Origin of the sequence: Streptomyces sichuanensis (assembly GCF_020328095.1) — a bacterium.
Classification (GTDB): domain Bacteria; phylum Actinomycetota; class Actinomycetes; order Streptomycetales; family Streptomycetaceae; genus Streptomyces; species Streptomyces cinnamoneus.
In genome coordinates this window covers 1-25,608 of the sequence record NZ_JAIXMK010000023.1, presented here as the reverse complement: position 1 = coordinate 25,608, position 25,608 = coordinate 1, and the positions used below count along the sequence as shown (strand labels likewise).

Here is a 25,608-nt window from a genome sequence, read left to right as displayed (position 1 = left end):
TGTCCTCACGCCGGGACGACGATTTTGTAGCCGACGCCGCGGACCGTCTCGATGAGCGCGGGCATCCGCAGCTTGGAGCGGAGCGAGGCGATGTGCACCTCCAGGGTGCGCCCGGTCCCCTCCCAGCTGGTCTGCCACACCTCGCTGATGATCTGTTCGCGGCGGAAGACCACGCCGGGCCGCTGGGCGAGCAGCGCCAGCAGGTCGAACTCCTTGCGGGTGAGGGGGACGGCGGTACCGTCCACGGACACCCGCCGGTTGGGGACCTCGATGGTCAGAGGGCCCAGGAGCAGGGCGTTCGGCCCGTCGGTCTCGGGCTGCTGGCTCTGGCCCGGCGCGCCCTCGGAGTGCGGGGTGCGCCGGGCGACGGCGTGGATGCGGGCGAGCAGTTCGCCCGTGTCGTAGGGCTTGACGACGTAGTCGTCGGCTCCGAGGTTCAGGCCGTGGATCTTCGAGCGGGTGTCGGAGCGGGCCGTGACCATGATGACGGGCGTGGCCGTGCGCTTGCGGATCTTGCCGCAGACCTCGAACCCGTCCTGGTCGGGCAGGCCGAGGTCGAGCAGGACGACGCCGAACGGGGCGCCGACGTCCGGCAGCAGGGCCTGCAGGGCCTCCTCGCCGCTGCGGGCGTGCGTGACGTGGAAGCCGTGCCGGGCCAGCACGGCCGACAGGGCGGCGGCGACGTGGTCGTCGTCCTCCACGAGCAGCAGTCTCATCGGCCCCCTCCGGGCGCAGGTGCGGCAACACCGCATCCACGCCGATGACGGCCGTTCGCGTCAAGGGGTTCCTGCCCGAAGAACGGCTTCCGTTATGCAGCCGGTACGCCCGCGTATCCCGTGCGCGCGCGTTGACGGAGAGTGTCCGCTTGAAGCCGGATCGTTATGCTCAATTTCAGCTCAGATGTAATGACGCTGGTCGTTGCGGCTCATTAAGGTCCACCCCAATCGAGGAGGACGGAGCGAGGAACGCCGATGAGCGAGGTATCGGTGACCAAGGACGTGGCGCCCGCCGCGGACGCACTGGTCGTCCTGAGCAAGGTCAACAAACACTTCGGCGCGCTGCATGTGCTCCAGGACATCGACCTGACGATCGCCCGCGGCGAGGTCGTGGTCGTCATCGGGCCCTCGGGGTCCGGCAAGTCGACGCTGTGCCGCACGATCAACCGGCTGGAGACGACGGATTCCGGTTCGATCACCATCGACGGGAAGCCGCTGCCCCAGGAGGGCAGGGAGCTGGCCCGGCTGCGTGCCGACGTCGGCATGGTCTTCCAGTCCTTCAACCTCTTCGCGCACAAGACCGTGCTGGAGAACGTGGTGCTGGGGCAGGTGAAGGTCCGCCGGAAGGACCGCAAGGAGGCGGAGACCAAGGCCCGGGCGCTGCTCGACCGGGTCGGGGTGGGTGCGCAGGCGGACAAGTACCCCGCGCAGCTCTCCGGCGGCCAGCAGCAGCGCGTGGCGATCGCCCGGGCGCTGGCCATGGACCCGAAGGTGATGCTCTTCGACGAGCCGACGTCCGCGCTCGACCCGGAGATGATCAACGAGGTGCTGGAGGTCATGCAGCAGCTCGCGCGGGACGGGATGACGATGGTCGTCGTCACCCACGAGATGGGCTTCGCGCGCTCCGCCGCCAACCGCGTGGTCTTCATGGCGGACGGCCGGATCGTCGAGGAGGCGCGGCCGGACCAGTTCTTCAACAACCCGCGCAGCGACCGGGCCAAGGACTTCCTGTCGAAGATCCTGCACCACTGAACCCGCCCGGTTCTGCCCCACCCCGTCGCACCGCGCCGGCCGGACCGATGGTCCGGCCGGGCCGGGCCGGATGCGCCGACCGCTTCCCGCCCACTTTCCCTTCACCCCTTTTTTCTGGCGATTTCCATCGATTCGTTGTGTCGCCACACCGCCCCCGACGCCCCGCAGGCGCAGACGCAAAGGATGTTCTTCATGAAGCTCCGCAACACCGCCGCAGCGGCCGCCGTGGTGCTGGCGCTCGCCGCGACAGCGACCGCCTGCGGCAAGTCGGGCAGCCCCGACGACACCAAGGACGGCGACAAGGCGAGCGGCGGCGCGTCGGCGTCCGCGCTGCCGGCGTACAAGGTGAACACCGCCGCCGACGTCAAGGACTCGCCGGTCTTCGAGAAGATCAAGGGCAAGGAGATCACGATCGGCACCAAGGCCGATCAGCCCGGCCTCGGCTACGAGAACCCCGGCACCAAGAAGCGTTCGGGCTTCGACGTGGAGATCGCCCGCATGATCGCGGCGGACCTCGGCTTCGACGAGGCGCACATCAAGTTCAAGACCGTGCCCTCCGAGGCGCGCGAGACGCAGATCGCCAGCGGCGGCGTCGACCTCTACGTCGGCACGTACACGATCAACGACGAGCGCAAGAAGCAGGTCGGCTTCGCCGGCCCGTACTACGAGGCCGGCCAGGACCTGCTCGTCAAGGCGGACAGCAGCATCAAGGGCCCGGACGACCTCAAGGGCAAGAAGGTCTGCTCGGCGACCGGTTCCACGCCGCTCAAGCGGATCAAGGAGCCCCAGTACGGCGTGGCCGAGGCCAAGGCCCAGCAGGGCTACCAGCTCTGCGTGCAGGACCTGGTCAACGGCTCGGTCGACGCGGTCACCACGGACGACTCGATCCTCAAGGGCTACGCCGCCGAGAACAAGGGCGCCCTGAAGGTCGTCGGCAACCCCTTCTCCAAGGAGCCCTACGGCATCGGCCTGAAGAAGGAGGACGCAGCACTGCGCGAGGCGGTCAACAAGGCCATCGAAGCGCACGTGCAGAACGGCGACTGGAAGAAGGCGTACGACGCCACGCTGGGCCTGTCCGGGTCGTCCGCGACGCCGCCCGCGATCCAGCGCTACTGACCGGCAGTCGGTGCCGCATGACCGCCACGCGATTCCCGGAGAAGTGACTTGAACGTTCTGTCGGACAACTTCGCGATGTTCCGCGAAGGTTTCGTCGGCACCGTCGAACTGACGGCGCTCAGCGCGCTGCTCGCGCTGGTGCTGGGCACCCTGGTCGCGGCGTTCCGCGTCTCTCCGGTGCCCGCGCTGCGCGTCTTCGGCACCGTGTGGGTGACGCTGCTGCGCAACACCCCGCTGGTGCTGCTGTTCCTGGCCGTCACGCTGGGGCTGCCGGCGCTCGGCCTGAAGGGATGGGACTCCTTCTGGCTCGCCGTGATGGCCCTGGGGTGCTACACCTCGGCCTTCATCTGCGAGGCCATCCGCTCCGGCATCAACACCGTGCCGGTGGGGCAGGCGGAGGCGGCCCGTTCCCTCGGGATGACCTTCAACCAGACCCTGGGCCAGATCGTCCTGCCCCAGGCCGCCCGGACGGCGATCCCGCCCATCGGCAGCCTGATGATCGCCCTGGCCAAGAACACGGCGATCGCCTCGGGCTTCAACGTCACCGAGCTCGGCTCGGTGCAGAAGACCCTCAACGCGGCCGCGGGCTACAACATCTACGTGATCTTCGCCTGGATCGCGGTCTGCTACATCATCATCACGTTCACCATCAGCGGCCTCTTCCGGCTGCTGGAGAACCGACTGGCGGTGGCCCGATGAGCGGCAGCGTCCTCTACGACGTGCCCGGTCCCCGGGCACGGGCCCGCAACCGGGTCTACGGCATCGCCTCCACCGTGGCCATCGTCGGCCTGCTCGCCTTCGTCGTCTACAAACTGGACGACACCGGCCAGTTCCAGGCGGGGCTGTGGGACGACTACGAGTACGCCGACACCCAGCAGCGCATCGTCGACGGCCTGTTGACGACGCTGAAGACCTTCGCCATCGCGGCGGTGCTCTCCCTGCTGCTGGGCACGGTGCTGGCCACGGCACGGCTCTCCGACCACAAGCCCGTCCGCTGGGCGGCGACGGTGGCCGTGGAGTTCTTCCGGGCCATGCCACTGCTCATCATGATCTTCCTGCTGTACGCGGCGGTGTTCACCTCGGACCCCATGTGGGCCCTGGTGATCGGGCTGACGCTCTACAACGGCTCCGTGCAGGCGGAGATCTTCCGGTCCGGCATCAACGCCGTGCCCAAGGGGCAGAGCGAGGCGGCGTACGCGATCGGGCTGCGCAAGACGCAGGTCATGACGAACGTCCTCGTGCCGCAGGCCGTCCGGTCGATGCTTCCGTCGATCATCAGCCAGCTGGTGGTGACCCTCAAGGACACCTCCCTGGGATTCATCATCCTCTACGAGGAGCTGCTGTTCGTCGGAAAGGCGTTCGCCCAGCAGACCCCGCCCGTGAACGGCGTCTACGCCTTCATCCCGATGGTGATCGTCTTCGGCTCGATCTACATCCTGCTGTGCCTGGCGCTGTCCTCCCTCGCCACCTGGGTCGAACGGCGCACGAAGCGCTCGCGCAAGGGCAGTCCGCCGCCGATGGCGGCCACCGGCGCAGCCGTCATGGCCGATCCCGCACACGGCGCCGCCGGGGCGGAGCCGGGCGCCTCCGGCGCGGAGACCACCGACGGCACGTGAGTTCAGCGTGGATGACGCCCCGTCGGCCGCTCGCGGCCGGCGGGGCGCACGCTCGTGACGCGCCGTGGCAGGACCTCTGATCACTTGACGCACGCTGCGGCAATGGGTTGCATACGTTCTGTGATCGCGCACCGTTTTCCCCCTGCCAGTCCCCGTACGTCCCGTACGCACCACGCGCGCCGCGCGTCCTCCGTCGTCGTCCGCCGCGGGGTCCGGGGAGTCGTGCCGTGGACCCGGTGATCGTCGTCGGGGCCGGGCCGGTCGGGCTCACGCTGGCCCTCGCGCTGGCACGGTACGAGGTGCCCGTCACCGTCCTGGACGAGGCACCGCCCGGCAGCGCGGGGCAGGACGACCGCCGCCTCGCCCGGACCGCCGTCCTGCGGCCGGAGACGGCCGCCCTGCTGGAGCGCCTGGGGTGCGCCACGACGGAGGGCACGCGCTGGACGGGCTGGCGCACGCTGCGGCGCCGGGCCGAGGTGGCGCGGGTGGCCTTCGCGGCACCGGCGGGCAGTGTGAAGGCCGAGGAGCGCGATCACGACGAGCTCCTGGAGTACGGGGAGTCCGGTGGTTTCGGGGGGTCCGGTGGCCCGGGGGAAGCCGGTGACTTCGGTGACGCCGGGAGCCCGGGGGACGCAAGGGCCCTGGGAGCAGAACCGTCTCCGCTGCACCTCCCCCAGCACGCGCTGACGCGCGAGTTGCGGGCCGCGCTGGGCGGTGAGGCGGACGTACGGATCGTCCAGGACAGCCGGCTGACCCTCCTCAAGCAGGACTCCTCGGGCGTCACCGTGCACACCCGGGGCGACAACGGCACGGTCTGGAGGGCCAGTTACCTGGTCGGCTGCGACGGCGCCCGGTCCGTCGTGCGCAAATTGCTGGGCGCGCGCTTCCCCGGCCGTACGGCCGTCGAGCGGTACGCGGTCGCCGCGCTCCGCGCCGAACTGCCGTGGCCGGGCGAGGCCGTGCTGCACCGTTCGCCCCCGCGCGGTGACGAGGTGACGGCCCGCCCGTTGCCGGACGGCGTGTGGCGGCTCGACTGGCCCGTGCCGTCCGACGGGCGGCTGGTGACTCCCGACGCACTGCTCGCCCGGGTGCGCGACGCGCTGTCCCTGTGGTGCGGGGAGGTACCGGCGTACGACCTGCTGGACACCGGCGTGCACGCCGTGCACCACCGCCTCGCGCGCCGCTGGCGCAGCGGCCGCGCCTTCCTCGCCGGGGACGCCGCCCACCTGCTGGGGGCGTTGGGCACGCAGGGGCTCGACGAAGGGCTGCGGGACGCGGAGAACCTCGCCTGGAAGCTGGCCCTCGCCTGGCACCACGGCGCCTCGGACACCCTGCTCGACAGCTACCAGGCGGAACGGCGCGAGGCGGTCGCGGCGCGGCTGCGGGCCGCCGACCGGACCCTGCCGACGGTGCGCGGGGAGGGCGGCTGGCACACCGTACGGCGCACGGTGGTGCCGCGCGCGGCGCGCGCCCACGATGTGCTGCTGACCGACGGGCACTTGGGGCGGGGGCTTCTGGGCGCGCCCCAGGTCCACACCCGTACGCCCCTGGCCCCGGCCGCACCGCCCGCAGGCTCGGTCCTGGTCGGGACGGCCGTGGGGGCACTGGTCACGGACGTGCCGGTGACGGCACCGGACGGCTCCGAGACGCAGCTGCACGACCGGCTGGGCGGAAAGCTGCTGGTGGTACTCGTCGCGCCGGGCACGGGCGTGTGGGAGCGCCGGCACTGGCTGGGAGCCGGGCTGATGCCCCGGCTGGCGGCGGCCGTCTCGGCCCTGCCCCTGCAGGCGGAACTCCTGGTGACCGAGGGCTATCCCGGGGCGGACGCCCACACCGTGCTGGTCGTGCGGCCCGACGGCTTCCTGGTGGCGGCGCTGGCGGGGGTGCGGCCCGCCGAGCTGTACGCGTGCGCGGATGCGACACGGGGCGGCGCGACGGGGCCGACGCCGGCATCGGCGAAGGCGACGGGGGGAGAGCGGGTGCCGGAGGCGGCGGCCGGGGCCGCCGAGACAGCCGGCAGTGAGGCTACGGCCAACCGTTGACCGGCCCCTACCGTCATGGTTGACTCCGGAGCGTGACTGACACCGGGCTGCGTTTCTGGCGGAGGGTCCATCTGGACCTCGTGCGCTACGCGGGCTGCGTCTGTCGTCCGTCCTGCTGATCCGCTTCCTTCCGCCGTGCGGCCGTGAGCCGGCCGCCCGTCCGCGGGCCCTCTTCGCGATCACTCAGGACGGTGCTCCATGCCCTCTTCCGTTCGTTCCTCGACGCCTTCTTCCGCCGCTCACGGCGCCGGCGGGCCGTCGGAGGCCGACCTTCTCGACTTCGTGCGCCGGACGGCCGCCGACGCCACGCTCGTCTCCTCGCTGCCCCTCGATCCCGAAGGGCGCACCTGGATCCGGCTCGACGGGCCGGGCGGCAGCGAGGCGTGGCTGATCTCCTGGCCGCCGGGCGCGGGCACCGGATGGCACGACCACGGCGGCTCGCACGGCGCCTTCGCCACGGCGGCCGGATCACTGACCGAACAGTCGCTGGCCGCGCAACTGCCCACGGAAGGCTGGACGTTGCTGGAGCTGGCGGACGGTGTCGACCGCGAGAGGCAGCTGACGGAGGGCGCCGGCCGGGCCTTCGGCCCTCACCACGTGCACCAGGTGTTCAACGCGTCGTCCCAGCGGCACGCCATCTCCGTGCACGCCTACTACCCGCCGCTGCCCATGATGCGGCGCTACGGCCGGAGCGGTCCCGTCCTGCGGCTCGAACAGGTGGAGCTGCCGGAGGAGTGGGCATGAGGGTCGAGGAGCTGCTGGCCGCGGCCCGCGCCGAGCTGCAACGCCTCGGACCGGCCGAAGCGGCCGCCGCGCAGGCGGCGGGCGGGCTGCTGGTCGACATCCGCTACGCGGCCCTGCGCGAGCGCGACGGGACGATCCCGGGGGCACTCGTCGTGGAACGGAACGAGCTGGAGTGGCGCCTGGACCCGCTGTGCGACCACCGCGCCCCCCAGGCCACCGGGCACGACCTGCGGGTGGTCGTGATCTGCAACGAGGGGTACGCGTCGTCGCTGGCCGCGGTCTCCCTCCGGCGCCTGGGACTGCACCGGGCCACCGACGTGGTGGGCGGCTTCCAAGCCTGGCGATCAGCGGGTCTGCCGGTCGTCCACCCGGGCCGGCCCCTGCCCCTGTCGCCACACCGCTGAAGCCGGCCCGGCCGGGCTGCGACCCGTTGCGGCCTGGGCCGGTGCTACGTCTCCGGGAGGTAGTGGTCCAGCAGCTCCGGGTCGTCGCCCTCCTCCTCCAGGGCGCGGCGCACCACGCGCAGGGCGAGGCCCTCGGAGTAGCCCTTGCGGGCCAGCATTCCTGCGAGGCGCCGGAGTCGCTTCTCCCGGTCCAGGCCACGGGTCGAGCGCAGCTTGCGCTCGACCAGCTCACGCGCCGTGTGCTCTTCCTGCTCCGCGTCGAGCCGTCCCACCGCCTCGTCGATCAGGGCGGAGTCCACGCCCTTGGTGCGCAGCTCGCGCACCAGGGCGCGCCGGGCCAGGCCCCTGCCCCGGTGCCGGGACTCTACCCACGCGTCGGCGAACGCCGCGTCGTCGATGAGCCCGACGTCCTCGAAACGGGACAGCACCTCCGCCGCCACCTCGTCCGCTATGCCGCGCTTGGCCAGTGCGTCGGCGAGCTGCTTGCGGGTGCGGGGTGATCCGGTGAGCAGGCGCAGGCAGATCGCCCGCGCCTGCTCCTCCGGTGGCGGTGGCGCTCCGCCCCCGGCCCTCGACGGGGAGGGGGCGCCACCGCCCGTACGGTCGCGGTCGCCCGCGTGCGGCCCGCTCGGCTCGGGCCACTCGCTTCGCCGGGTCACCGGCTAGCTCTTGGCCGCGGCCTTGGCGGCCTTGCCCGCGGACTTGGCCGCCGGGGCGGGCACCGACTTGGCGGGCTCGCCGGCAGCGGCGCCGGCCGCGTCCGCACCGGGCTCGCCGGCCGGGGACTCGGGCTTGACGCCCACGCCCAGCTTCTCCTTGATCTTCTTCTCGATCTCGTTGGCGAGGTCGGGGTTGTCCTTCAGGAAGTTGCGGGCGTTCTCCTTGCCCTGGCCGAGCTGGTCGCCCTCGTACGTGTACCAGGCGCCGGCCTTGCGGATGAAGCCGTGCTCGACGCCCATGTCGATCAGGCCGCCCTCGCGGCTGATGCCCTGGCCGTAGAGGATGTCGAACTCGGCCTGCTTGAAGGGCGGCGAGACCTTGTTCTTGACGACCTTGACGCGGGTGCGGTTGCCGACCGCCTCGGTGCCGTCCTTGAGGGTCTCGATGCGGCGGATGTCCAGACGCACCGAGGCGTAGAACTTCAGGGCCCGGCCACCGGTCGTGGTCTCCGGGGAGCCGAACATGACGCCGATCTTCTCGCGGAGCTGGTTGATGAAGATCGCGGTGGTCTTGGACTGGTTGAGCGCGCTGGTGATCTTGCGCAGCGCCTGGCTCATCAGACGGGCCTGGAGACCGACGTGGGAGTCGCCCATCTCACCTTCGATCTCCGCGCGCGGCACCAGGGCGGCGACGGAGTCGATGACGATCAGGTCGAGCGCACCGGAGCGGACCAGCATGTCCACGATCTCCAGCGCCTGCTCGCCGGTGTCCGGCTGGGAGAGGATGAGGTTGTCCGTGTCGACGCCCAGCGCCCGGGCGTACTCGGGGTCGAGGGCGTGCTCGGCGTCCACGAAGGCGACGGTGCCGCCCGCCTTCTGCGCGTTGGCCACGGCGTGCAGGGTGAGGGTGGTCTTACCGGAGGATTCCGGTCCGTAGATCTCCACCACGCGGCCGCGAGGCAGTCCGCCGACGCCGAGGGCCACGTCGAGAGCGGTCGACCCGGTGGGGATGACCTCAATCGGCTCGTTCGCCCGGTCACCCAGGCGCATCACGGCGCCCTTGCCGAATTGCCGTTCAATCTGTGCGAGCGCGGCGTCCAGCGCCTTCTCGCGGTCGGTGCCTGCCATGGGTTCCACCCGGTTTGCTTGAGTCGATCGCTTCACGTCCACGACGCTAACGCCTGCCACTGACAATGCGCCCGGGCGTCGCCCCGGCCTGTGGATAACTCGGCTCCGCCGGCCCGGGACACCCATGAGAATGGATGTTCGAATTTGCTGTCAAGCGCGCCGCCCCGCGCGCCGCGCGACCCTTGACCGGCCCGTGCGCGAGCCCTTGATCAACGCCTGCGCAAGGCCCTGGCCATGCGCGCCAGGAGCGAGGGGCGTCCTCGGCGGCCGTCCCCGCGACGCCCGTCCCGGCCCGTGGCACCGGTCGCGCCGGCCACCTCGTAGCGCTTCACGTACACCCCCAGGAAGGCTTGCAACGTCGCCGTGGCCGGGATGGCGATCAGGGCACCCACCGCCCCGAGCAGCGCGGTGCCGGCGACGACCGAGCCGAAGGCGACGGCCGGGTGGATGTCCACGGTCCGGGCCGTGATGCGCGGCTGCAGCACGTAGTTCTCGAACTGCTGGTAGACCACGACGAAGCAGAACACCCACACCGCGTACCAGGGGTTCACGGTGAAGGCGATCAGGATCGGCAGCGCGCCGGCGAGGTAGGTGCCGATCGTCGGGATGAACTGCGACACCAGGCCAACCCAGACGGCGAGCGCCGGGGCGTAGGGCACTCCGAGGATCTCCAGCAGGACGTAGTGCGCGATGCCGGAGATCAGGGCCATCAGGGCGCGCGAGTAGATGTAGCCGCCGGTCTTGGTGACGGCGATCTCCCAGGCGCGCAGCACCTCGGCCTGCCGGTGCGGGGGCAGCACCGAGCACAGGGCGCGGCGCAGCCGGGGGCCGTCGGCGGCGAAGTAGAACGAGAACAGCAGGATGGTCAGCAGCTGGAACAGGCCGCCGAGGACGGTGGCCGAGACGTCCAGCACTCCGCTGGCGCTGTTGCGCACGTACTTCTGCAGCCAGTCCGAGTGCAGCACGCTCTCCTGGATCGCGACCCGGGAGAATCTGGTGTGGAACATCCGGTTGGTCCAGCTGATCACCGAGTCCAGGTAGGAGGGGAAGTTCTCCACCATGGTCTGGATCTGCCCGGCGAGCATCGATCCCAGCAGCGTGAAGAAGCCGAGGAAGGCGACGGTCACGGCCAGGAACATCACACCGGTCGCGAGGCCACGGCGCATGCCGCGCGCGGACATCCGGTCGACCGCCGGTTCGACGGCCAGCGCGAGGAAGAACGCGATCAGGATGTTGACGAGGAGCCCGATGAGCTGATGGAACGCCCAGACGGCCAGCTGGAAGCAGGCGAACAGGGCAAGTGTCACCACCACGGCCCGGGGCAGCCAGCGCGGCATGCGGGCCTCGTCGTGGGGCCGGGGCGGTCGGTCGTCCGGGGTGTCCTCTGTCGCTGCCACGGGAGCAAGTGTGGCCTATCAGACGAAATGAGTAACGGACCGCCCGGCCGTCGTCGTCCGCAGAGCCGTCAGCGCCGGTCCTCGGGGATCTCCATCGCCCTGCAGACCCCGCGCCAGACGTCCTTGGCGTTCCAGCCGGCGTCCAGCGCCTGGTGCACGGTCCTCCCGCCGAGCTCGGACATCACATGATCGCGCGCGAAGGAGTCGGCGTACGCCGCGCCGAAATAATCCGCCATCCGCTGCCAGAAGACCGTCAACCGCATGGTCCAAGTATCCCGCCCCTGAGAGTGCAGCCGTGCACGAGGCGGTGACCGGCGGCGCTTCGCGCCCTACGGTCTTGTGCATGGCCCCACCCGGATCATCCGCTGTCGACCGTGCCGAACGGTTCGTCTGGCTCACCGCCCGTGTCCTGGAGCAGCGCAGGTTCGCCTACCACTTCCTCGGCGGCAGCCCCGAAGCCGTCGAGGCGGCGCTGGCCGCGTACGAGGGCGACGACGGGGGATTCGGGCACGCCCTGGAACCGGACCTGCGCGGCCCGGTGAGCCAGCCGCTGCACACGGCGCACGCGCTGCGCGTGCTGGACGAGATCGGCCGCTGCCGGGACCGCCGGGTGGAGCGCGTGTGCCGCTACCTCACGGCGATCTCGACCCCGGACGGCGCGCTGCCCGCCCTCCACCCCTCGTTGCGCGGCTATCCGGCCGCCCCGTGGATCCCTGTGGTGGACGACCCGCCCAGCGACCTGCTCGCCACCGGGCCCGTGGTGGGGCTGCTGCACCGCAACCAGGTGTGGCACGCGTGGCTCTTCCGGGCCACCGACTTCTGCTGGGCGGCGGTCGACGCCCTCGGCAGGGGGGCGCGGACGCATCCGTACGAGGTCGAGGCGGCCCTCGCGTTCCTGGACGGGGCGCCGGACCGGCGACGCGCCGAGGCGGCCGCCGAGCGCCTGGGGCGGGCCGTGCGCGCACAACGGCTGGCCGTCCTGGACCCCGGACGGGCGGACGAGTACCCGCTGCCCGAGGGGTACGCACCGGGCGAGTACCACTTCCCCCACGACTTCGCGCGCGCCCCCGGCTCGCTGGCCCGGCCCTGGTTCACCGACGCCGAGCTGGCCAGGTCCCTGGAGTTCCTCGCCGCCACCCAGGAGGAGGACGGGGGCTGGCCGATCCGCTGGCGGGCGTGGGCGCCGGGCACGGCCCTGGAGTGCCGGCCGATGGTGACCCTCGACGCGCTGCTGACGCTGCGGGCGTACGGCCACCCCGTCCAGGCCCCCGCCCCCGCCTGAAACCACCGCTGACCTGCTCGTCCGGGGCATTGTCAGTGGTGCGGTGCACGATGGGGTGCATGGCGGACGACATGGCAGCTCCGACGGCGGAGGACCCGGCAGGGGCCCTCGCCGCGTTCTCCCCCGCGACCCGCGCCTGGTTCACGGGGGCCTTCACCGCGCCCACGGCGGCCCAGGCCGGTGCCTGGCGGGCGATCGACGAGGGTTCGGACGTGCTGGTCGTCGCCCCGACGGGCTCCGGCAAGACGCTGGCCGCCTTCCTCGCCTCCCTGGACCGGCTGGCGAGCACGCCGCCGCCCGCCGAGCGCGGCAAGCGCTGCCGGGTGCTGTACGTCTCCCCGCTCAAGGCCCTCGCGGTGGACGTCGAGCGCAATCTGCGCAGCCCGCTGACCGGCATCCGGCAGGAGTCGGTGCGTCTGGGGCTGCCCGAGCCGGAGATCCGGGTCGGCATCCGCTCCGGCGACACCCCCGCCGCCGAGCGGCGCGCGCTGGTCACGCGGCCGCCGGACATCCTGATCACCACGCCCGAGTCGCTGTTCCTGATGCTGACCTCCGCGGCGCGGGAGGCGCTCACGGGCGTGGAGACGGTGATCCTCGACGAGGTGCACGCCGTCGCCGGGACCAAGCGCGGCGCGCACCTGGCCCTGTCGCTGGAGCGCCTCGACACCCTGCTGCCCCGCCCGGCCCGCCGCATCGGGCTCTCCGCAACGGTGCGCCCGGTGGACGAGGTGGCGCGCTATCTCTCGCCCCAGCGCAAGGTGGAGATCGTCCAGCCGCCGTCCGGCAAGGAGTTCGACCTCTCGGTCGTCGTGCCGGTCGAGGACCTGGGCGAGCTCGGCGGCTCCCCGGTGCAGGAGGGCGGCGACGGCAAGGAGAAGCCGTCGATCTGGCCCCACGTCGAGGAGCGCATCGCCGACCTCGTCCAGGCGCACCGCTCCACCATCGTCTTCGCCAACTCACGACGCCTCGCCGAGCGGCTGTGCAACCGCCTCAACGAGATCGCCCATGAACGCGCCACCGGCGAGCCCCTGCCGGAGCACCACTCCCCGGCCCAGCTGATGGGCGGTTCCGGCCCGGCCAAGGGCGCGCCCGCCGTCATCGCCCGCGCCCACCACGGTTCGGTCTCCAAGGAGCAGCGGGCCCTGGTCGAGGAGGACCTGAAGGCGGGCCGGCTGCCGGCCGTCGTGGCCACGTCCAGCCTGGAGCTGGGCATCGACATGGGCGCGGTGGACCTGGTCGTCCAGGTCGAGTCGCCCCCGTCGGTCGCCTCCGGCCTGCAGCGGGTCGGCCGCGCCGGCCACCAGGTGGGCGCGGTCTCCACCGGCGTCGTCTTCCCCAAGTACCGGGGCGACCTGGTGCAGGCGGCCGTGGTGACCGAGCGGATGCGCCAGGGCGCCATCGAGTCGCTGCGGGTGCCGGCCAATCCGCTGGACGTGCTCGCCCAGCAGATCGTCGCCATGACGTCCATGGACGCCTGGGACGTGGACGAGCTGCTGGCCGTGGTCCGGCGCGCGGCGCCCTTCGCCGCCCTGCCGGAGTCCGCCTACACCGGCGTCCTCGACATGCTCGCCGGGCGCTACCCGTCCGACGCCTTCGCCGAGTTGCGGCCCCGCCTGGTGTGGGACCGCACGGCCGGCACCGTCTCGGGGCGGCCGGGGGCGCAGCGGCTGGCCGTCACCTCCGGCGGCACCATCCCCGACCGCGGCCTGTTCGGCGTCTTCCTGGCCGGCGCGGATCCCAAGAAGGGTGGCGGCCGGGTCGGCGAGCTGGACGAGGAGATGGTCTACGAGTCGCGGGTCGGCGACGTGTTCACCCTGGGCACGACGTCCTGGCGGATCGAGGACATCACCCGCGACCGTGTCCTGGTCACCCCCGCCCCCGGCATCCCCGGACGGCTGCCGTTCTGGAAGGGCGACCAGCTCGGCCGTCCCCTCGAACTGGGACGCGCCCTGGGCGCGTTCCTCCGCGAGATCGGCGGCACGGCGCCCGAGGCGGCCCGCGAGCGGCTCACCGCCGCCGGCCTCGACCGCTGGGCCGCCGACAACGTCCTCGCCTACCTGGACGAGCAGCGCCGGGCCTGCGGCCATGTGCCCGACGACCGGACGATCGTCGTCGAGCGCTTCCGCGACGAGCTGGGCGACTGGCGCGTCGTGATCCACTCTCCCTTCGGCGCCCAGGTGCACGCCCCCTGGGCCCTGGCGCTCGGCGCCCGGCTCGCCGAGCGGTACGGCATGGACGCCCAGGTGATGCACGCCGACGACGGCATCGTGCTGCGGCTGCCCGACGCCGACGTCATGGGCCTGGATCTGCTCGACGCCGACCCGGTACGACAGGGCGCGGAATACGACAGCGAGCAGTCCCCCGTCGGGGCAGCCGACGTCACGTTCGACAAGGGAGAGGTCGACGGGATCGTCACCGACCAGGTCGGCTCCTCGGCGCTGTTCGCCTCCCGCTTCCGGGAGTGCGCCGCCCGGGCCCTGCTGCTGCCGCGGCGCAACCCCGGCAAGCGCACCCCCCTGTGGCAGCAGCGCCAGCGCGCGTCCCAGCTGCTGCAGGTCGCGGGCGAGTTCGGTTCGTTCCCGATCGTCCTGGAGGCCGTGCGCGAATGCCTCCAAGATGTCTTCGACGTCCCTGGCCTGACCGAGCTCATGGGCGACGTCGAGGCCCGCCGGGTCCGGCTGGTCGAGGTGACCACACCCGAGCCGTCGCCGTTCGCCCGCTCGCTGCTCTTCGGCTACGTCGCCCAGTTCCTCTACGAAGGCGACTCCCCGCTCGCCGAGCGCCGTGCCGCGGCGCTCTCCCTCGACTCGCGGCTGCTGGCCGAGCTGCTGGGCCAGGCCGAGCTGCGCGAGCTGCTCGACCCGGAGGTGCTCACCGAGCTGGAGCGCGAGCTGCAGTGGCTGACGGAGGACCGCAAGGTCAAGGACGCCGAAGGCGTCGCCGACCTGCTGCGGCTGCTGGGTCCCCTCACCGGTGCCGAGCTCGCCGGGCGCGGCGCCGAGCCGCAGTGGGCCGAGGAGCTCGGCGACGCCCGCCGCGCCATCCGGGTCCGCATCGCCGGCCAGGATCACTGGGCGGCCGTCGAGGACGCCGGACGGCTGCGCGACGCCCTGGGCACGGCGCTGCCCGTGGGTGTCCCGGAAGCCTTCACCGAGCCCGTCAAGGATCCGCTCGGCGATCTCCTGGCCCGTTTCGCCCGGACCCACGGCCCGTTCACCTCCGCGCAGGCCGCCGCCCGCCTGGGCCTGGGCACGGCGGTGACCGACGGCGCGCTGCACCGCCTCGCGGCCGGCGGCCGCATCGTCCAGGGCGAATTCCATCCTTCCGGCATCGGGCAGGAGTGGTGCGACGCGGCCGTTCTGCGCAGACTGCGCCGCCGCTCCCTGGCCGCCCTGCGGCACGAGCTGGAGCCCGTGCCGCCCGCCACCCTCGCCGCGTTCCTCCCCGCCTGGCAGCACGTCGGCTCGCACGGACTGCGCGGCACCGACGGACTGCTGCGCGCCGTGGAGCAGTTGCAGGGCGCACCGGTGCCCGCGTCCGCGCTGGAGAAGCTGGTCCTGCCCGCCCGGGTGCGGGACTACTCCCCCGCGATGCTCGACGAGCTCACCGCCTCGGGCGAGGTCGTGTGGGCCGGAGCCGGGGCCCTGCCCGGCAAGGACGGCTGGGTCTCCTTGCTGCTCGCCGACACGGCCCCGCTGCTGCTGCCCGCGCCGCACCCGCTGGAGCTGTCCCCGCTCCACCGGGCCGTCCTCGACACCCTGTCCGGCGGCTACGGCCTGTTCTTCCGTCAGATCGCCGACCGCGTCCGCGCAGCCGATCCGGAAGCCGGGGAAGCAGCGGGCACGGACGCGCGGATCGCCGAGGTCCTCTGGGAGCTCGCCTGGTCCGGCCGGCTCACCAACGACACGCTCGCCCCGCTGCGTTCGCTCCTCGGCTCGGGCCGTACGGCCGGGTCCACGGCGCACCGCGCCAAGCGGGCCGTGCCGCGCGGCCGTTACGGCGCCTTCACGGGCCGGCCGGGCCTGTCCGGCCTGACGGCCCGCGCCACCGCCTCCCGCAGCGGGCCGCCGACGGTGGCGGGCCGCTGGTCGCTGCTGCCGCAGCGCGAGCCCGACGCCACCCTGCGGGCCCACGCCCTGGCCCGCACGCTCCTCGACCGGCACGGCGTGGTGACCCGGGGTGCCGTGGCCGCCGAGGGGGTGGAAGGCGGCTTCTCCGCGGCCTACCGCGTGCTCTCCGTCTTCGAGGAGAGCGGCCAGGCCCGCCGGGGCTATGTGGTCGAGGGCCTGGGTGCCGCGCAGTTCGCCATGGACGGCGCCGTCGACCGGCTGCGCGCCGCGGGCACGGCCCGGGAGCGGTCCGGCGGCGCGCCCGCCGCCCCCTGGGACCCGCAGCCCGCCCGGCCCGCCCGCCGACGGGCGGTCGTCCTGGCCGCCGCCGATCCGGCCAACGCCTACGGGGCGGCCCTCGCCTGGCCCGAGCCGCCCGCCGGCGCGGCGCACAAGCCGGGCCGCAAGGCCGGCTCCCTGGTCGTCCTCCTCGACGGCGCCCTGGCGCTCTACATGGAGCGTGGCGGGAAGACCCTGCTCGCCTGGCCCCAGCACGAGGGCGCGGAGTCGGCCGGCAGTGACGACCCGGGGCTGCAGGAGGCGGCCGCGGCACTGGCCGAGGCGGCCCGGGAAGGCGCCCTGGGCACCGTCACGGTCGAACGCATCAACGGCTCCCCCGCCCTGTCCGCTCCCCTCGGCCCGCTCCTGGAGTCCGTGGGGTTCCACGCCACACCGCGGGGGCTGCGCCTGCGCGCACCCTGAAGCAAGGCCACATCATGGGCCGTAGGCACGAAGGAGGCGCCCCATGCCCGAAGGGGACACCGTCTGGCGCACCGCGCAGGAGCTGCACCGTGCCCTGACGGGCGCGCAGCTGATCCGCTCGGACCTGCGCGTGCCCAAGCTCGCCACCGTCGACCTGACCGGCCGGGCGGTCCTGGAGACCGTCCCGCGCGGCAAGCACCTGCTCACCCGCGTCGAGGGCGGCCTCACCCTCCACTCCCACCTCGGCATGGACGGCTCCTGGCGCGTCCAGGCTGCCGGCGGCCGGCGGCGGGGCGGTGGCCCGGAGCACCAGATCCGTGCCGTGCTCGCCACTGCCGGTCACACGGCCGTCGGCTATCGTCTGCCCGTCCTGGACCTGCTGCGCACCACCGACGAGTCCACCGTCGTCGGCCATCTCGGTCCGGATCTGCTCGGTCCCGACTGGGATGCCGACGAGGCGGTCCGCCGTCTGCTCGCCGACCCCGGCCGCACGATCGGCGAGGCCGTCCTGGACCAGCGCAATCTCGCGGGCATCGGCAACGTCTACAAGTCGGAGCTGTGCTTCATGCTGCGGGTCTCCCCCTGGCTTCCGGTCGCGTCGGTGCACGGGCCCGAACGCCTGGTGGCCCTCGCCCGGAAGCTCCTGGAGGCCAACAAGGCCCGTACTGCCCGGATCACCACCGCCGACGCCCGTCCCGACCGTCACCTGTGGGTCTACGGCCGTGCCGACAAGCCCTGCCGCCGCTGCGGCACGCCCATCCTCACCGCGGGCCAGGGCCCGGCGGGCCAGGAGCGCACCACGTTCTGGTGCCCGCACTGCCAGACCGGCCCCGCCCCGCCCACGGGCCGGCAGCCGGCTCCCACTGAGCCGAAGGGATGACGACCAGCTCCCCAGCCGCCCCTGTGCCGCGCCTTACCCACCACCAGGCCCACCACCAGGCCCACCACCAGCCGGCCCCTAGCCCGGCCCGCCACCAGGCCCACCCACGACCGGGCCGTCACCCGGCCCACCGCCGCTGCCCAACCCGCCGCCCGGCCCACCACCAGCCGGCCCGTAGCCTGGCCCCTCTACGACCGGCCCGCCACCGGGCCCACCCACGACCGGCCCACCACCCGGCCCGCCCTCGCCCGGCCCACAGCCAGGTCCATCCGGCACCGCTCCGCCCCCCAGCCCCCCATCACCCGCACGCCCGTCGCCCGGCCCTCCGGCCCGCCGCCACCAGCGGCGTGAGCCGCTTCCGGCCCTCTCGCCACCCTCAGCACCCTCCTCACCCCGACCGCCGGCCTTGCGGTCCCGCGGTACGCAGTGCACCGGCAGCAGGCTCAGGCCCCATCCGCCGGTGGCCACCACGCCCTCCAGGAACCCCGTCCGCCCCGGCTGTGCGATCAGCCGGAAGACGGCCCAGCACCACACCCCGCCCAGCACGGCCGCGAGCAGCCACCCGGCCGGCCCCAGGCGCCGTCGGCGCTCCGGCGCCTCGCTACGGTCCATGGCTGCCTCCTTAGGGGGCCGACACCTGAGCACGCCCCCCGAGGCCCCCGAGGCCCCGCCCCCATCCCCACCCCTGCCCCGAGCAGGCCGGGCCCCTCAGCCGAAGCGCTCTCCCCGCGCCCGCGCGAGCTCCCGCTCCAGCTCGGCGATCTCCTGGTCACGCCGGTGCAGCTCGGTGATCACCCGCTGCTCCCCCTCGTGCACGCCCTCCTGGTAGACCGTGCGGACGAAGGCTCCGGCGGTGGCCTGATCGAGGTCCGAGACCACCATGAGCTCTGTCGTGAAGCGGATCACCGGATGCTCGCTCATGCCCCCAGGAGACCCTGCTCCGGCCGCCTCCGCCACCCGTGCCGGTAGCGACGCCGCGGCCACCGCCGGCCCCGCCGCGTGCCGACGGTCAGGCGTTCTCCGCCTGGAACATCCAGTGGTGCTTTTCGAGGTCGCCCGTCAGGCCGATCAGGATGTCCTGGGTGACCGGGTCCGGCTCGGCCGTGGCAAGGATGCGCTCCCGCATCCTGACGATCACGGCGCCGAGCCCCGCCACCAGCGTGCGCACCGCCTCGGTGTCCTTGGTCCAGCCGCCGCCGACCGGGTCGATGCCGCTGGTCTTGGCGACCGTCTCGGCCCGCCCGTCGGGGGCGATGCCGAGCGCCGAGGCCCGTTCTGCCACGGTGTCCGCGTGCCCGCGGGCGGTCGCCACGACCTCGTCGAGCTGCAGATGGACCGAACGGAAACGGGGGCCCACCACGTTCCAGTGGACCTGCTTGGCGACGAGCGAAAGGTCGACGAGGTCGACGAGCGCGCCCTGGAGCGCATCACCGACGACCTTGCGATCCTGCTCGGACAGGGGGCTCTTCACGACGGACATCTGATTCCTCCTGTTCACGGCCGATTCGCGGCATATATCCGTTTGCTCCGCGTTTTCCCGGTTTTCCCGCCCCGGCAACCACCATGACACAGGGGTGCCGCACGGGCCGGAAAACGCAGAGATCCCGGTCAGAACTCCTGACCGGGATCCCGAACGTGAAACACATGCCGTCGGGGCTGTCTCAGCCCGCCTCAGGCCGCGACCACATCCACGGCCTCCGCGGGGGCCTTGATGGTCACGCGCTCCCCCGGAACGCCCGTCACGGACGTCACGGACACCGAATTGAACATCGGCCGCATCGGCGCGGGTACCGGCTCGCTCGCCGCCGCCGACTGCGCCAGCTCGGCGAGCGACAGCTCGTCACTCACCTCGCGCATGACCTCGGACATCCGTACGTCCAGAGCGTCGCAGATTGCGGAGAGAAGCTCGGAGGACGCCTCTTTCTGACCGCGCTCGACCTCGGAGAGATATCCGAGCGAGACCCGGGCGGACGAGGAGACCTCGCGCAGAGTGCGGCCCTGGCGTTGGCGCTGCCGACGCAGCACGTCACCCAGCAGGCGACGGAGCAGAATCATCGGTGGCTCCCTCCTTGGACCGCGAATCCGGTTCCTTCACGCCCCACCGTACCGCCTCGGGGTGCGGCCGTGCGGGGAGCTATGTCGTGTTCACTCAGGGCTGCAAACATCCATTCCCCCCGTTGTGTTCCGTATCCTTTGCCCCCGCGTTCCCCGTGAGTTCGCGAAGGAGCAGCGCGAGGACCGCCCGGACGCTCCCGGTCCGGATGGCCGTCCTGTCTCCGTCGAGCGACAGCTCGCGCACTGCGCCCGCGCCGTGCGGCCCGGCGACGGCGACGAAGACCGTGCCGACGGCCCGGCCGTCCTGCTCGTCGGGTCCGGCCACACCGGTGGTGGCGATCCCCCAGTCGGCGGCCAGCGCGGTCCGTACGCCCCGCGCCATCTGCCGGGCCACCTCGGCGTCGACGGCGCCCCGCGCGTCGAGCAACGACCCGTTCACGCCGAGCACGTCCCGCTTGACCTCGGTGGCGTAGGCGACGACCGCACCGCGGACCGTGCGGGACGCCCCCGGCGCCTCGGTCAGCCGGGCCGCGACCAGACCGCCGGTGAGGGACTCGGCGGCGGCCACGGTCTGCCCGCGGCCCAGCAGGGCCGCCAGCACCTCCGCGGCGACGTCGGGGCCCGGGGCGCTCATCGCGCCGACTCCCGGGAGCGCCCGGCCCGCCGCAGCACGACGGCCTGCCTGACGTAGTCGAGCCCGGTCGCGACGGTCAACACGACGGCGACCGCCATCACCCAGAAGCGCAGGGTCGCGAGCGGGCCCGTGAGGGCGAGGATGTACATGCCCACCCCCACGCCCTGTGCGAGGGTCTTCATCTTGCCGCCCCGGCTGGCCGGGATGACGGCGTGCCGGATGACCCAGAACCGCATCAGCGTGATGCCGATCTCGCGGAAGAGGATCACGCCGGTCACCCACCACGGCAGGTCGTCCAGGACCGACAGGCAGATCAGCGCCGCACCCATGATCGCTTTGTCCGCGATCGGGTCGGCGATCTTGCCGAAGTCGGTGACCAGGTTGTACGTCCGCGCCAGATGGCCGTCGAAGAGGTCGGTGATCATGGCAACGGCGAACGCCGCCCAGGCGAAGGAGCGCCAGGCCGGGTCGTAGCCGTCGCCGTGCATCATCAGCAGGACGAACCCGGGCACCAGCAGCAGCCGCGCCATGGTGAGGATGTTGGCGATGTTCCACAATCCGGCCGGACGCACGCCCGTCGCCGGAGCCGGACCTCCTGCGGCGGAGGCCGGGAGTCCGCTCATCTGCCCGCCTCCTCGGTACACCCGCCCTCGATTCCGAGGGGTTCGGCGACGAGGTCGACACCCTCGCTCGCCACCACCTTCGCCACGACCATACGGCCGGGTGCGGGCGCTGCCACGTCGTCGGACCAGGTGAGCCGCACCTGGCCGTCGGTCTCGGGGGCCTGGTGGGCCGCCCGGCCGATGACGCCGTCCTCGTCGTCCACGCGGTCGACGAGTACTTCGATCGTCTCACCGATCCGCTCCTCCGCGCGCTGCGCGGTGAGCTCCTCGGCCAGCATCGACACGCGCGCCAGCCGCTCGGCGACGACGTCGGGGTCGAGCTTGTTCTCGTACGTGGCCGCCTCGGTGCCGTCCTCGTCGGAGTAGCCGAAGACGCCGATGGCGTCCAGCCGGGCCGCGGTCAGGAAGCGCTCCAGCTCGGCGACGTCCTCCTCGGTCTCGCCGGGGAAGCCGACGATGAAGTTGGAGCGCGCTCCGGCCTGCGGGGCCTTGGCCCGGATCGTGTCGAGCAGCTCCAGGAAGCGGTCGGTGTCGCCGAAGCGGCGCATGGCGCGCAGCACGCCGGGCGCCGAGTGCTGGAAGGACAGGTCGAAGTAGGGCACGACCTTGTCCGTCGAGGTCAGCACATCGATCAGGCCGGGGCGCATCTCGGCGGGCTGGAGGTAGCTGACGCGGATCCGCTCCAGGCCGGGGACGGCCGCGAGCTCCGGCAGCAGCGTCTCCAGCAGGCGGATGTCGCCCAGGTCCTTGCCGTAGGAGGTGTTGTTCTCGGAGACGAGCATGACCTCCTTGACGCCCTGCTCGGCCAGCCAGCGCGTCTCGCCCAGCACGTCGGAGGGACGGCGGGAGATGAACGATCCCCGGAAGGAGGGAATGGCGCAGAAGGAGCAGCGCCGGTCACAGCCGGAGGCGAGCTTCACGGAGGCGACGGGGCTGTCCCCGAGCCGGCGGCGCAGCGGGGCGCGGGGGCCGGACGCCGGGGCCACGCCCTCGGGCAGGTCCGCCGGAGGAGTGTCCTCCTGGGCGTGCCCGGGCAGGGCGACCTGTCCGGAGCCGCCGGCGCTCTGGCGCTCGGCGGGGCTGATCGGCAGCAGCTTGCGCCGGTCGCGCGGGGTGTGGGAGGCGTGGACGCCGCCGGAGAGGATGGTCTGGAGGCGGTCGGAGATGTCGGCGTAGTCGTCGAAACCGAGCACGCCGTCGGCCTCGGGCAGCGCCTCGGCGAGCTCCTTGCCGTATCTCTCGGCCATGCAGCCGACGGCCACCACGGCCTGGGTGCGCCCGTGGTCCTTGAGGTCGTTGGCCTCAAGGAGGGCGTCTACGGAGTCCTTCTTGGCGGCCTCGACGAAACCACAGGTGTTGACGACGGCCACATCGGCGTCGGCGGCGTCCTCGACGAGGTCCCAGCCATCCGCCGCCAAGCGGCCTGCAAGCTCCTCCGAGTCCACCTCGTTACGGGCGCAGCCAAGTGTGACAAGAGCGACGGTACGGCGTTCGGGCATAGGGCTCAGCCTACTTTGTCCCGGCGCCTCCTCCGTTGCCGAGTGGCAGGCGGGCGCGGAGAGCCTGGTCACCCACGCGCTCTCCGCGCCCGTCCGTGCGCCTGCCGTCCGTGGCTCCCGCCCAGGTCAGCCTGCCGAGGGGTCGCCCCTGGTGTAGCTCAGGCGCTGGACCCGGCCGTCGTCGGCCAGATTCTTGACCTCTTTGCCGTTCACGAACAGTTGCACTGCTCCGGCGTTGCCCAGCACCAGGTCGATGCGCTTGCTGTCGGTGAAGGTCTTGGAAGCACCCTGCTTGAGGACGCCCTCCTCCAGCAGCTTGCCGTTGTGGTCCTTGGCCGAGATCCAGGTCTGGCCGTTGTCGGCGGTGAGCTTGACGGTGACCTTGTTGGCGGGGACGCCGGCGATGGCGCTGGCGGACGCCTCGGCCTTGGGGTCGGACGACGCCTTCCCCGCCTTGGCCTTGCTCGGTGCCGCGGACGGCTTGCTGGTGGCCGGGTCGGCCGAGACCGGTCCGCTCTTGGAGCCGCCGCTGAAGAGCGTGAAGCCGACGAAGCCGACGACCGCGACGATCGCGGCGACCATGGCGGCCGTCCAGTTCGGGCGCCGCGGCTCGGGCCGGATGCGCTCGGCGTCGAAGAGCGGGGCGGCCGGGGTGGGCGCGGGACGTCCCCCGTGCTCGGCGTCGTACTGCGCGACGAGCGGGAGGGGGTCGAGGCCGACCGCGCGGGCGAGCGTGCGGATGTGTCCCCGGGCGTAGACGCGTCCGCCGCAGCGGGTGAAATCGTCCTGTTCGATCGTGTGGATGATCGGGATGCGTACGCGGGTGGACGAACTGACATCTTCCACGGTCAGTCCGGCGCTGATGCGGGCCTGCTGAAGGGATCGTCCGACGGAGGGCCGGTCACCCTCTGACTCTGACTCTGAGGAGTTGCCGATGGACACGTGGGCGCCTTTCGAGCGTGCAGCCACCTGCTGGAGATTCAGTCTAGGGGGGATGCGAAACGGTCGGGCAAGCGGGAAGCCGGACTTTGTAGGCCATCAGAATGCTCTGCGGTAACAGCAGTGGCACATCGCCCCTCCCCCCTCGCTCAACTGCCCTCGGGCCCGAGAGAAACGGTTGGCCAGGGATCTTTTCCAGCTGCGATCCGACCACGGTCCGACCGCGATCCAGTCGCCTGCGATCCAGCCGCTACGGCCGGTCCTCCCCGCGGATGACCGCGAGGACCCCGTCCAGCTCGTCGGGCTTCACCAGCACGTCGCGGGCCTTGGAACCCTCGCTGGGGCCCACGACGCCCCGCGACTCCATCAGGTCCATGAGTCTGCCCGCCTTGGCGAATCCCACACGCAATTTCCGCTGCAGCATCGAAGTCGACCCGAACTGCGTGGAGACGACGAGTTCGGCCGCCTGGCACAGCAGGTCGAGGTCGTCGCCGATCTCCTCGTCGATCTCCTTCTTCTTCGACGTGCCGACGGTGACGTCGTCGCGGAAGACCGGCGCCATCTGATCCTTGCAGTGCTGGACGATGGCCGCGACCTCGGCCTCGGTGACGAAGGCGCCCTGCATGCGGACCGGCTTGTTGGCCCCCATCGGCAGGAAGAGGCCGTCGCCCTTGCCGATGAGCTTCTCGGCGCCCGGCTGGTCGAGGATGACGCGGCTGTCGGCGAGCGAGGAGGTGGCGAAGGCGAGCCGGGAGGGCACGTTGGCCTTGATGAGGCCGGTGACGACGTCGACGGACGGCCGCTGGGTGGCCAGCACCAGGTGGATGCCGGCGGCGCGGGCCAGCTGGGTGATGCGGACGATGGAGTCCTCCACGTCGCGCGGGGCCACCATCATCAGGTCCGCGAGCTCGTCCACGATGACGAGCAGGTACGGATAGGGCGAGAGCTCACGCCCGCTGCCCTCCGGCGGCTTGACCTTGCCCTCGCGCACGGCCGCGTTGAAGTCGTCGATGTGCCGGAAGCCGAAGGCGGCCAGGTCGTCGTAGCGCAGGTCCATCTCGCGCACGACCCACTGGAGCGCCTCGGCGGCCCGCTTGGGGTTGGTGATGATCGGCGTGATGAGGTGCGGGATGCCCTCGTAGGCGGTGAGCTCGACGCGCTTGGGGTCGACGAGCACCATCCGGACGTCCTCCGGGGTGGCCCGCACCATGATCGACGTGATCAGGCAGTTGATGCAGGACGACTTACCGGAACCGGTGGCTCCGGCCACCAGGACGTGCGGCATCGTCGTCAGATTGGCCATGACGTAGCCGCCCTCGACGTCCTTGCCGAGCGCGACCAGCATCGGGTGCTCGTCACCGGCCGCGTCCGCCAGCCGCAGCACGTCGCCGAGGTTGACCATCTCGCGGTCGGTGTTGGGGATCTCGATGCCGACGGCCGACTTGCCGGGGATCGGGCTGATGATCCGTACGTCCGGGCTGGCGACGGCGTAGGCGATGTTCTTGGTGAGCGCGGTGATCCGCTCGACCTTGACGGCCGGGCCCAGCTCGACCTCGTAGCGGGTGACCGTCGGGCCGCGGGTGAAGCCGGTGACGGCGGCGTCGACCTTGAACTCCGCGAAGACGTTCGTCAGCGAGGCCACTATGGCGTCGTTGGCGGCGCTGCGGGTCTTGCCCGGGCCGCCGCGCTCCAGCAGGCCGAGGGAGGGCAGCGCGTAGGTGATGTCCCCGGCGAGCTGCAGCTGCTCGGCACGGGCCGGCAGTCCGCCGGCCGGTTCGGGCGCGGGCTTGGTGAGGTCCGGCACGGTCCCCGGCGTCCCGGCGGCCGGGGCCTTCTTCTTCCCGCGCGCGGCGGGCGCGGCCCCGCCGTCGCGGAGGCCGCCGTCCGGGGTCACGCCGCTGCTGAGGTCGGCGACGAGGGGGGTGGGCGGGATGCCGTGCAGGACGGCACCGTCGAGCGAGGCGGCGGCCGCCGCGGCGAGGTCCACCGCGTCCGGCTCCCGGCCCGCCGGGGGCTCCGCGGGCGGGCGGC

The 25,608-nt window shown here is 72.4% G+C and carries 24 protein-coding genes; 11 read left to right on the top strand and 13 right to left on the bottom strand.

Annotated features, from left to right (window positions below; translation table 11 throughout):
- Positions 1-5: 5 nt before the first annotated feature.
- A complete protein-coding gene (locus LE181_RS10105) occupies positions 6-716 on the bottom strand; it encodes a response regulator transcription factor (protein WP_225660879.1) in 711 nt (236 codons plus the stop codon).
- Positions 717-971: 255 nt separating this feature from the next.
- Between LE181_RS10105 and LE181_RS10100 the strand changes: the two genes are divergently transcribed.
- From LE181_RS10100 to LE181_RS10070, 8 genes are all read left to right on the top strand, one after another.
- Entirely contained in the window at positions 972-1,748 is a 777-nt protein-coding gene (locus LE181_RS10100; protein WP_225660878.1) for an amino acid ABC transporter ATP-binding protein, read from the top strand.
- 192 nt (positions 1,749-1,940) lie between these two features.
- Positions 1,941-2,864, top strand: a complete 924-nt coding sequence (locus tag LE181_RS10095) for a glutamate ABC transporter substrate-binding protein (RefSeq protein WP_225660877.1) — start codon at positions 1,941-1,943, stop codon at positions 2,862-2,864.
- Between the two features lie 48 nt (positions 2,865-2,912).
- The gene (locus tag LE181_RS10090; protein ID WP_225660876.1) at positions 2,913-3,563 is read left to right on the top strand and encodes an amino acid ABC transporter permease; all 651 of its coding nucleotides are present in this window, start codon (positions 2,913-2,915) and stop codon (positions 3,561-3,563) included.
- On the top strand, positions 3,560-4,480 hold the full coding sequence (locus tag LE181_RS10085; RefSeq protein ID WP_225660875.1) for an amino acid ABC transporter permease: 921 nt from the start codon (positions 3,560-3,562) through the stop codon (positions 4,478-4,480). The genes LE181_RS10090 and LE181_RS10085 overlap by 4 nt, the downstream gene beginning before the upstream one ends.
- Positions 4,481-4,707: 227 nt before the next feature.
- Positions 4,708-6,522 (top strand): FAD-dependent oxidoreductase, encoded by a 1,815-nt coding sequence (locus LE181_RS10080; RefSeq protein WP_225660874.1) that lies wholly within the window; start codon positions 4,708-4,710, stop codon positions 6,520-6,522.
- 32 nt (positions 6,523-6,554) lie between these two features.
- The gene (locus LE181_RS32630; RefSeq protein ID WP_364835302.1) at positions 6,555-6,641 is read left to right on the top strand and encodes a putative leader peptide; all 87 of its coding nucleotides are present in this window, start codon (positions 6,555-6,557) and stop codon (positions 6,639-6,641) included.
- Positions 6,642-6,720: 79 nt separating this feature from the next.
- Positions 6,721-7,266, top strand: coding sequence for a cupin domain-containing protein (locus LE181_RS10075; RefSeq protein ID WP_225660873.1), 546 nt, complete (start codon positions 6,721-6,723; stop codon positions 7,264-7,266).
- Entirely contained in the window at positions 7,263-7,670 is a 408-nt protein-coding gene (locus tag LE181_RS10070; protein ID WP_225660872.1) for a rhodanese-like domain-containing protein, read from the top strand. Before LE181_RS10075 ends, LE181_RS10070 begins: the two co-directional genes overlap by 4 nt.
- A 44-nt stretch (positions 7,671-7,714) precedes the next feature.
- Here the strand turns inward: LE181_RS10070 and recX are convergent, their stop codons facing one another.
- The 4 genes from recX to LE181_RS10050 all read right to left on the bottom strand — a co-directional run bounded on the left by recX (position 7,715) and on the right by LE181_RS10050 (position 11,117).
- Positions 7,715-8,329 (bottom strand): recombination regulator RecX, encoded by a 615-nt coding sequence (gene recX / locus LE181_RS10065; protein ID WP_225660871.1) that lies wholly within the window; start codon positions 8,327-8,329, stop codon positions 7,715-7,717.
- A 3-nt stretch (positions 8,330-8,332) separates the two neighbouring features.
- The gene (gene recA, locus LE181_RS10060; protein WP_225660870.1) at positions 8,333-9,457 is read right to left on the bottom strand and encodes a recombinase RecA; all 1,125 of its coding nucleotides are present in this window, start codon (positions 9,455-9,457) and stop codon (positions 8,333-8,335) included.
- 209 nt (positions 9,458-9,666) lie between these two features.
- Positions 9,667-10,794, bottom strand: a complete 1,128-nt coding sequence (locus LE181_RS10055; RefSeq protein WP_225660954.1) for an AI-2E family transporter — start codon at positions 10,792-10,794, stop codon at positions 9,667-9,669.
- Between the two features lie 128 nt (positions 10,795-10,922).
- The gene (locus tag LE181_RS10050; RefSeq protein ID WP_190110382.1) at positions 10,923-11,117 is read right to left on the bottom strand and encodes a DUF3046 domain-containing protein; all 195 of its coding nucleotides are present in this window, start codon (positions 11,115-11,117) and stop codon (positions 10,923-10,925) included.
- A gap of 80 nt (positions 11,118-11,197) precedes the next feature.
- Between LE181_RS10050 and LE181_RS10045 the strand changes: the two genes are divergently transcribed.
- From LE181_RS10045 to LE181_RS10035, 3 genes are read left to right on the top strand one after another with little or no spacing between them, the layout of a single operon-like run.
- On the top strand, positions 11,198-12,136 hold the full coding sequence (locus LE181_RS10045) for a hypothetical protein (protein WP_225660869.1): 939 nt from the start codon (positions 11,198-11,200) through the stop codon (positions 12,134-12,136).
- 59 nt (positions 12,137-12,195) lie between these two features.
- Positions 12,196-16,947: an ATP-dependent helicase gene (locus tag LE181_RS10040; RefSeq protein ID WP_225660868.1), complete on the top strand. Its 4,752-nt coding sequence runs from the start codon at positions 12,196-12,198 to the stop codon at positions 16,945-16,947.
- A gap of 43 nt (positions 16,948-16,990) precedes the next feature.
- Positions 16,991-17,827 carry a DNA-formamidopyrimidine glycosylase family protein gene (locus LE181_RS10035; protein WP_225660867.1) on the top strand — a complete coding sequence of 279 codons (837 nt, stop codon included), beginning with the start codon at positions 16,991-16,993 and terminating at the stop codon, positions 17,825-17,827.
- A gap of 708 nt (positions 17,828-18,535) precedes the next feature.
- Here the strand turns inward: LE181_RS10035 and LE181_RS10030 are convergent.
- The 8 genes from LE181_RS10030 to LE181_RS09995 all read right to left on the bottom strand — a co-directional run.
- Positions 18,536-18,748 (bottom strand): hypothetical protein, encoded by a 213-nt coding sequence (locus tag LE181_RS10030; RefSeq protein ID WP_225660866.1) that lies wholly within the window; start codon positions 18,746-18,748, stop codon positions 18,536-18,538.
- 88 nt (positions 18,749-18,836) lie between these two features.
- A complete protein-coding gene (locus LE181_RS10025) occupies positions 18,837-19,307 on the bottom strand; it encodes a Dps family protein (RefSeq protein ID WP_225660865.1) in 471 nt (156 codons plus the stop codon).
- Positions 19,308-19,498: 191 nt separating this feature from the next.
- The gene (locus LE181_RS10020) at positions 19,499-19,882 is read right to left on the bottom strand and encodes a helix-turn-helix domain-containing protein (RefSeq protein ID WP_086566431.1); all 384 of its coding nucleotides are present in this window, start codon (positions 19,880-19,882) and stop codon (positions 19,499-19,501) included.
- Between the two features lie 94 nt (positions 19,883-19,976).
- Positions 19,977-20,516 (bottom strand): CinA family protein, encoded by a 540-nt coding sequence (locus LE181_RS10015; protein WP_225660864.1) that lies wholly within the window; start codon positions 20,514-20,516, stop codon positions 19,977-19,979.
- The gene (pgsA, locus tag LE181_RS10010) at positions 20,513-21,139 is read right to left on the bottom strand and encodes a CDP-diacylglycerol--glycerol-3-phosphate 3-phosphatidyltransferase (protein WP_225660863.1); all 627 of its coding nucleotides are present in this window, start codon (positions 21,137-21,139) and stop codon (positions 20,513-20,515) included. The genes LE181_RS10015 and pgsA overlap by 4 nt, the downstream gene beginning before the upstream one ends.
- The gene (gene rimO / locus LE181_RS10005; protein WP_225660862.1) at positions 21,136-22,638 is read right to left on the bottom strand and encodes a 30S ribosomal protein S12 methylthiotransferase RimO; all 1,503 of its coding nucleotides are present in this window, start codon (positions 22,636-22,638) and stop codon (positions 21,136-21,138) included. Before rimO ends, pgsA begins: the two co-directional genes overlap by 4 nt.
- Before the next feature lie 126 nt (positions 22,639-22,764).
- Entirely contained in the window at positions 22,765-23,580 is an 816-nt protein-coding gene (locus LE181_RS10000) for a helix-turn-helix domain-containing protein (RefSeq protein ID WP_225660861.1), read from the bottom strand.
- 247 nt (positions 23,581-23,827) lie between these two features.
- Positions 23,828-25,608, bottom strand: a 1,781-nt coding sequence (locus tag LE181_RS09995; protein ID WP_225660860.1) for a DNA translocase FtsK, incomplete at its 5' end; no start/stop codon positions are given.